Source organism: Streptomyces poonensis (assembly GCF_014650915.1).
GTDB lineage: Bacteria > Actinomycetota > Actinomycetes > Streptomycetales > Streptomycetaceae > Streptomyces > Streptomyces poonensis.
The window spans coordinates 26166-33859 of the sequence record NZ_BMVW01000031.1; the positions used below are offsets into that span (position 1 = coordinate 26166).

Annotated in this window: 4 protein-coding genes and 4 pseudogenes; 4 read left to right on the forward strand and 4 right to left on the reverse strand. The window is 71.7% G+C overall.

Going from position 1 to position 7694, the window contains the following annotated elements; genetic code table 11:
• Positions 1-437 precede the first annotated feature (437 nt).
• On the forward strand, positions 438-2675 hold the full coding sequence (locus tag IE242_RS36900; RefSeq protein WP_268249549.1) for a PAS domain S-box protein: 2238 nt from the start codon (positions 438-440) through the stop codon (positions 2673-2675).
• Positions 2676-2717: 42 nt separating this feature from the next.
• Here IE242_RS36900 and IE242_RS38470 read toward each other — a convergent pair.
• Both IE242_RS38470 and IE242_RS38475 read right to left on the reverse strand, forming a co-directional pair.
• Positions 2718-2807: pseudogene (locus IE242_RS38470) on the reverse strand (IS5/IS1182 family transposase); the annotation flags it as partial.
• Between the two features lie 11 nt (positions 2808-2818).
• A pseudogene (locus tag IE242_RS38475) lies at positions 2819-3247 on the reverse strand (heavy metal translocating P-type ATPase); the annotation flags it as partial.
• A gap of 339 nt (positions 3248-3586) precedes the next feature.
• On the opposite strand from IE242_RS38475, the gene IE242_RS36910 reads away from it, so the two are divergent.
• Positions 3587-4330: an HAD family hydrolase gene (locus IE242_RS36910; protein ID WP_189867385.1), complete on the forward strand. Its 744-nt coding sequence runs from the start codon at positions 3587-3589 to the stop codon at positions 4328-4330.
• Between the two features lie 304 nt (positions 4331-4634).
• Here the strand turns inward: IE242_RS36910 and IE242_RS36915 are convergent.
• Positions 4635-5048: pseudogene (locus IE242_RS36915) on the reverse strand (histidine kinase); the annotation flags it as partial.
• Between the two features lie 257 nt (positions 5049-5305).
• On the opposite strand from IE242_RS36915, the gene IE242_RS36920 reads away from it, so the two are divergent.
• Entirely contained in the window at positions 5306-6250 is a 945-nt protein-coding gene (locus IE242_RS36920) for a universal stress protein (RefSeq protein ID WP_189867387.1), read from the forward strand.
• Between the two features lie 44 nt (positions 6251-6294).
• Positions 6295-6678: pseudogene (locus IE242_RS36925) on the forward strand (universal stress protein); the annotation flags it as partial.
• 42 nt (positions 6679-6720) lie between these two features.
• Here IE242_RS36925 and ppk2 read toward each other — a convergent pair.
• Positions 6721-7545, reverse strand: coding sequence for a polyphosphate kinase 2 (gene ppk2 / locus IE242_RS36930; RefSeq protein ID WP_189867389.1), 825 nt, complete (start codon positions 7543-7545; stop codon positions 6721-6723).
• Positions 7546-7694: the final 149 nt, after the last annotated feature.

Below are 7694 nucleotides of genomic sequence, written 5' to 3' on the forward strand. Positions count from 1 at the left end.
AGGCAGAGCAGGACGCCGGGGACCCGCTCGTCAGGTGCTCGGAAGTGTTGCCTCGAGCACGCGTATCAGACTCTTTCCCTTCCCGGGCCGGGCGACCGTGCTGGACGGACGCGAAAGAACGCAAAGGGAAGGGCCGACGGTGGACGTGATCCATCAACGCTGCCCTGGAATCGGTGTCTCCGCTGCGGTGGAGCCGGGTCAGGAAGGCCAGAACCGGCGTACTTCTGAGATGGTTTGTTGAAGCGAAGTGGGCAGGTTCGGCTGCGGGCCGAACAGTAGAGGGCATCCGGGGATGCGCGGGGCACAGCTGCGCTGTGATGGCCCATTCACTGTGAATAGGCCAGCCGGTTGGGGCCGACATGGACGAGGTCAGTACAGCGTCACCGAGCGAGACCATAGCGGCGGGTCCGCCGTCCTGCCGCTGCGGTGCCGCTTCCCTGGGAGACGGAAGGGGGGAGGCGGAGGAACGGTTTCGGGGGTTGTTGGAGGCGGCGCCGGACGCGATGGTGATCGTGGACGATGCGGGCCGTATCCGGCTGGTCAACGCGCAGACCGAGTCGCTGTTCGGGTATCGGCGAGCGGAGCTGCTGGGTCAGCCCGTGGAACTGCTGATCCCCGGCCGGTTCCGCCCCCAGCACGCCGGGCACCGGGAGGCGTATGCCGTGACCCGGCAGGTACGGCCGATGGGGGCCGGTCTGGAACTGCACGGGCTGCGCAAGGACGGCACCGAGTTCCCCGTCGAGATCAGCCTCAGCCCGCTGGAGACCGCCGACGGACTCCTCGTCTCCGCCGCCGTCCGCGACGTCAGCGACCGCAAAGCCGCCGAACAGCGGTTTCGGGGGTTGCTGGAGGCGGCGCCGGACGCGATGGTGATCGTGGACGATGCGGGCCGTATCCGGCTGGTCAACGCGCAGACCGAGTCGCTGTTCGGGTATCGGCGCGCGGAGCTGCTGGGCCAGCCGGTGGAGCTGCTGATTCCCGGCCGGTTCCGCCCCCAGCACGCCGGGCACCGGGAGGCGTATGCCGTGACCCGGCAGGTACGGCCGATGGGGGCCGGTCTGGAACTGCACGGGCTGCGCAAGGACGGCACCGAGTTCCCCGTCGAGATCAGCCTCAGCCCGCTGGAGACCGCCGACGGACTCCTCGTCTCCGCCGCCGTCCGCGACGTCAGCGACCGCAAAGCCGCCGAGAAGCACATCAACCAGCTCGCCGCCCTCGTCGAGTCCTCCCAGGACGCGATCCTCGCCAAGACACTCGACGGGCACATCACGTACTGGAACGCCGCCGCCCAGCGGCTCTACGGCTACAACGCCGAGGAGGTGCTCGGCCATCACGTGGCGATGCTCGCTCCGCCCGACCGCACCCAAGAGATCACCGCGCTCCTGGAGCGGCTGGCCCGCGGGGAGAAGATCGAGCGCTTCGAGACGCTCCGCGTCACCCGCGGCGGAGAATTACTCGATGTCGATGTCACCCTGTGGCCCACCCGCGCCGCCGACGGCACGGTCGAGGGCGCGTGCGCCATCGTGCGCGACATCAGTGACCGCAAGCGGGCCGAGGCCGAACTCCACGTCCTGTACGAGCAGCAGCGGCACATCGCCCTCACCCTCCAGCACAGCCTGATGGGCACCCCACGAGCCATTCCCGGACTGGCCACCGCCAGCCGCTACCTGCCCGCCACCCAGGGCGCCGGGGTGGGCGGCGACTGGTTCGACTTCCTCCCCCTGGGGGCCGGCCGGGTCGGCATCCTCATCGGCGACGTGATGGGGCGCGGCCTGGACGCCGCCGCGGTCATGGGCCAGCTGCGGGCCGCCGCCCACGCCCTGGCCAAGACCGGCATGGAACCCCGCCAGCTGATGCAGGCCCTCGACGCGATCGTCACCGACCTCGACCTGCCCGACCAACTGGTCACCTGCTGCTACCTGATCCTCGCCCCGGACACCGGTGAGGTGACCGTCTGCTCGGCCGGCCACCTGCCCGCCCTCCTGGCCGACCCGGCCGGCGGGGCGCGGCAGATCGAGGCCCCCATCAGTGCGCCGCTCGGCGTCGGCGGCATCCTCCACCAGCAGGCCCGCACCGCCGTCCCGCCCGGCGCCGCACTCGTCCTCTACACCGACGGACTGATCGAAACCCCCGGCAGCGACATCGAATGCCGCCTCGCCCACCTCACCCGCGCCCTGGACGACGCCTTCGCCACGGCCGACAGCCTGGAAGCCGCCGCCGACCACGTCCTCACCTGTCTGCTGCCCGACGCCGAGGGCCACGACGACGACGTCACCCTGCTCCTGGCCCGGCTTCCCGCCGCCCCGCTGGCCACCGCCACCACCGACCTGCCCGCCCACTCCTCCGCCGTCAGCGACGGGCGCTGCTTCCTCAGCAAGACCCTCGCCACCTGGGACTGCGCCCACCTCGCCGACGACGCCCGGCTCCTGGTCTCCGAGGTCCTCACCAACGCCATCCAGCACGCTGAGGGCCCGCTCGGCCTTCACCTGCGCCGGACCGCCACCGAACTCACCGTCGAGATCAGCGACCACAGCCCCCACCTGCCCCAACCACGCCTGGCAGCCCCCGACGACGAGTCCGGCCGCGGCCTCCTCCTCGTCGACGCCCTCGCCGACAGCTGGGGAGTACGCCCCACCGACGACGGCAAAACCACCTGGTTCACCCTGCGGCCCTGAGACCGTGTCCTGAGCGGTGAGTCGGGCAAGTCGCTCGTAGCAGGCGATCCGCACTCCAATGCGCCTGTCGCGCAGCCATTTCCGCAGGTCGGGGCGGCGATATGGCTTGTCGGCGTGCAGACGCTCGGGCTTGGAAGTACCATCTCGCGTAGCGTCGCCAGGGCCTGCGCGCCGGAATCTTCGGTGAGCCGGGCCGCGGCCTCTCGTACGGTCTCAAGGACATCCTTCAGGTCGTCGTGCTCGGCGGCGAAGCGGTGGATCAGGGCCTCGGCGGCGGGCTGGAGGGCGGGCCGGGCCGCCCGGTCGGCGCGCAGGGCGCGCAGTGCGTTGAGGATGACGGCGACGTCGATCGCCTCCTGCAGAAGGGCGCCGGCGGCCGGCGCCAGCAGCCCCACAGCTGCCGCGGCCATGGCCGCCAGGGACATCAGCATCCCGCCGAGCGCGCCCTGTACGGCGATGCGCCGGGTGCGCACGGCGACGGTCACCGCGTTGGCCAGGCGGTCCACCCGGTCGGTGGTCAGGACGATGTCGGCGGCTTCGGAGGATGCGGTGGTGCCCCGCGCCCCCATCGCCGACCATTACCGCATCGATAGGGCTCCGACCCGGGGAACACCAGTCCGGACGGCGGCGGAAGCACGGGAATGTGCTGGTTGCCGGTGCGGGAGGAGGACCGAGCCGCAAGACTGCTGGTGACACTCTGCCCGCGCCAGTCGGCACGTGGGACGCCGTAACAGGTCGAACGGCCCGGGCAAGGGCCGGTGCGACCCTTCTGCCGCCGCTCCGCCGGTGGCACCGTGGCCAGGCACCCTGGTAGCGATCTCACTGCGCGGGACCGGCCGAAGGTGCCGACGGCAGGGACGGAACACGATCCGGCACGGGTGCCGCCGTATCCACCGCCACGAGGAGCGATCATGACAGTTCAGCCCCATCAGACGCTCGCTTCCGTGCTGCGGGACGTGCGGGCCGTCGTGTTCGACACCGACGGCGTGATCACCGACTCGGCCCGGGTGCACGCTGCCGCATGGAAGACCGCCTTCGAGGCCTACCTGGCCGAGCATCCTCCACCGGCACCCGAGCAGCGCCGCCCCTTCGACGTCCGGGACGACTACCTGCGGTATGTGGACGGCAGGTCCAGGTTCGACGGCGCCACCGCCTTCCTCGCCGCGCGCGGCCTGCGCCTGCCGCCGGAGACCGTACGGGCCGTCGCCGAGGCCAAGGACCGCCTGTTCTCCGCGCGGCTGCGCGAGCAGGGCATGGATGCCTATCCGGGCACCGTGCGGCTGGTGCGTGCCCTGCGCCGGGCGGGCATCCCGTGCGCGGCGGCCTCCGCGTCCCGCCACGCCCGAGAACTCCTCGACCGCGCGGCGGTCCTCGGCCTCTTCGACGTGCTGGTCGACGGGGTGGAGGCGGCGCGGCTGGGCCTGCCGGGCAAACCGAGGCCCGACCTCTTCCTCGAAGCGGCCCGCAGGCTCGACGTGCCCGCCTGCCGTGCCGCCGTCGTCGAGGACGCGGTCGCGGGCGTGGAGGCGGGCCGGAACGGCGGCTTCGCCCTCGTCGTCGGCGTGGCCCGCGACCCCGCTCCGGAAGCCGGGCAACGACTGCTACGGCACGGTGCCGACATCGTCGTGCGGGATCTCGCGGAACTGCTCGCGTAAGGGTGGCCGGAGCGCGGTTGCTCCGGTCGCTTCGGCCGACGACCAGACAGCACCACGAGCGTCAACTCGTCCCGGGCACTCCGCAGGTGGACGTCTGGACGTCCACCGAGTGCGCTCAGGAGTGTCGGGCCGCTTCGCTGAGCGCCTCACCGAGCACGGCTGTCACATGGTCCGGGACCTCATCGGGAACCTCGGTGTCGACGAGCCCCTCGACACGCAGCGCGGGCGTGGAACCGAAGGAGGTAGCGGAGGCCCGTGCCACCTCCGCGACCTGCCCGCGCACCCCGCTCGTCTCCCTGGCGTCGGGGAGACCGTACGGGGCTTGATGCTCGACCAGCTCCGGTAGCCGCCAAGGCTCCGGGTGCCGGATCAGCTCGCCGAGATTGCCGTGGCCGCTGGGCAGATCGCCGATCCGCGCCCGCTGCTCCTCGTCGACGCCCACGGTCAGGAACTGCGACAGCCGACGGTCCTCGCCGATCACGTCCAGCGCCCCGTACTCGGCGTCCACCAGCACCACGACGGCCTCCACGATGCACCGCAGCACCCGGGAGAGGTTCAGCTCCCCTCCCACCGACAGTCCGGCCTCCAGCAGGCTGCGCACGCGGTCCTGTGTGCCACGAGCCGCGTCGATGCGCGCCTGCAGCTCGTCCAGCAGCTCGCCGAGCCGCAGTTTGGGCGGGTGCTGCCCGGAACTGCCGTGTCCGTCCCCGCTCTCCATCGTCTCCTTGGGCTCGCGGCTCGCGGCTCGCGTGACGGAAGTGAACCGACCGGCTTCGATCCGTCCTCACCGCAGCGGCTAGGAGCGCTCGACCCACGCGGTCACCGCGTCCGGTGAGGGACGCGGTGGTCGAGGTGGCGAACGGGCCGTCGCGCGGGAGCCGGCCGGCCCGGGCGAGGGACCAGTGGCCCCCTGTTCCCGGCACGTTCGGCACCCGATTCTGGAACCGGAACCCCGTATCAGGGGAGGAGATCATCATGCTCCGCACCGTCACGGCCGGTGTCGACGGTTCGCCCGAGAGCCGGGCCGCCGCCGAATGGGCGGCCCGCGAGGCGCACCTGCTCGGCCGGCCGCTGAAGCTGGTTCATGTCCTGGAGCCCGTCCCGGAGCCGATCGCGCAGGCGCCGTTCCTCGGGGCCGAGACGCACCAACTCTGGGACGAGGGAACCGCCACCGAGGCACCCCCGGCCGAAGTATGGGGGAAGATCTCCCAGGAGACCGCCGAGGGCCTGCGCATGCGTCACCCCGGCGTCGAGGTGACCGTCGAGCATGTGACCGGCCGCCCGGGCGAGGTGCTGTGCGCGGCGGCGAACTCCGCCGAGCTGCTCGTTCTGGGCTCGCGCGGTCTGGGTGGCATCGGCGGGTGGCTGCTGGGCTCGGTGGGGTTGTCCGTCGTGGCGCACGCGGAGCGACCGGTGGTGCTGGTGCGGGCGGGGGAGCAGGCCGCCGACGAGCATGAGATGGACCCCGCGGGCGTCCCGTCGGCCGCGACCGCGTTCCGGCCCGTCGTCCTCGGCCTCGACACCGGAAGTCCGGACGAGTCGCTGATCCGGTTCGCCTTCGAGGCAGCCGTGCGCCGGGCCACGTCCCTGCGCGTCGTGTACGGCTGGAACCCGCCGTCCTCCTATGCGTACGGCCTGGCCGCGGCCCCCGAGCTCCAGCAGATGCTGGCACGGAGCGTGGCAGCCGCGCTGGCCGAGGTGATGCGGCCGTGGCGGCAGAAGTTCCCGCACGTCGAGGTCTTCGAGCAGTCCCGCTACGGCAGCCCGGCCCACCACCTGGTCGACGCCTCCCGCGACGCCTCCCTCGTCGTGGTGGGCCGACGCGTTCGCCGCAGCCCTCTTGGCGCGCACATCGGGCCCGTCATGTACGCGGTTCTGCATCACGCCGCCGTACCCGTCGCCGCTGTCCCGCACGGCTGACGTGTCGGTGATCAGCGGGAGGAGACATCATGGCGGAAGTGCCTCTGGTCGTCGGCGTCGACGGGTCCGAGCCCAGTCTGCGGGCGGTCGGCTGGGCGGCTGGCGAGGCCGCCCTGCGCGGGGCCTGGTGCTGCCCTGCGCACGAGACCGCCGATCAGCCCCTGCTCGTCGGCGGTCCTGCCCGGCTGCATGAGCAGTGGGCCGCTGGGATGCTGGAGGCGGCGCTCCGTGACGTTCCGCCGGACGCGGTGGTGCGGTGGCGTACCGTCGAAGGGCCCGCGCGCAGGGTGCTGGTGGACGCCTCCCATCACGCCGGCCTCCTGGTCGTCGGGGCCCGGCGCCGCACCGGGCACTTCGGACTGCAGCTCGGGCGGGTCGCGCACGCGGTGCTGCACCACTCGGCCTGCCCCGTGGAGGTCGTGCCCGAGGGAAGCCGAACATTGACGGGCGGCTGGGTAACGGACGGCTGCTCAGAGGCTCGCCGAACGATCGGGCACGTATGTCTGCAGATCGCGCGGCGGGCGCTCGTAACCGGTCGACGGCGGCCGCTCGGGCAGGCCCAGCGTCGGCGGCGGTACGTCGTGGTAGGGAACGGTTCCCAGCAGATGGGCGATCATGTTGAGCCGCGCCCGGCGTTTGTCGTCGCTCTCGACGATGTACCACGGAGCCTCGGGGATGTCCGTGTGGACCAGCATCTCGTCCTTGGCCCGGGAGTACGCCTCCCAGCGGGTGACCGACTCCAGGTCCATCGGCGACAGTTTCCAGCGCCGCAGCGGATCCTCCAGTCGGCGCCGGAACCGCTCCTGCTGCACGGCGTCGCTCACGGAGAACCAGTACTTGCGCAGCAGGATGCCGTCCTCCGCCAGCATCCGCTCGAACACCGGGCACTGACGCAGGAAGAGCCGGTACTCCTCCGGCGTACAGAAGCCCATCACATGCTCGACGCCGGCCCGGTTGTACCAGGAGCGGTCGAACAGCACGATCTCCCCGGCAGCCGGGAGATGCCCGATGTACCGCTGGAAGTACCACTGGGTGCGCTCCCGCTCGGTCGGCGTGGGCAGGGCCGCGATCCGCGCCACCCGCGGGTTGAGGTGCTCGGCGACCCGCTTGATGGTGCCGCCCTTGCCGGCCGCGTCCCGGCCCTCGAAAACCACGACGAGGCGGGCCCCCTCGGCGCGTACCCACTCCTGCAGCTTCACCAACTCGGTCTGCAGCCGCAGCAGTTCCCGCTCGTACACCTTGCGCGGCAGCGTCGCTTTCTTCGCGTCCGTCTTCTTGTCCTTCTTGCCCGCCATGCCGCCCTGCCTCTTCCGCTCAATACCGAGGAGCCGTCCATGTCGAAGGCCGAAGCCCGGGACAGCAGCACCGTAGTAACGGATGAGGAACTGCGCGGCCTGGACGCCCACTGGCGGGCCGCGAACTACCTGGCGGCGGGCCAGATCTA

Bases quoted from the DNA above. Each gene is read 5' to 3' on its own strand.
- IE242_RS36910 (WP_189867385.1), top strand. From the start codon at position 3,587: ATGACAGTTCAGCCCCATCAGACGCTCGCTTCCGTGCTGCGGGACGTG.
- IE242_RS36920 (WP_189867387.1), top strand. From the start codon at position 5,306: ATGCTCCGCACCGTCACGGCCGGTGTCGACGGTTCGCCCGAGAGCCGG.
- ppk2 (WP_189867389.1), bottom strand. From the start codon at position 7,545: ATGGCGGGCAAGAAGGACAAGAAGACGGACGCGAAGAAAGCGACGCTG.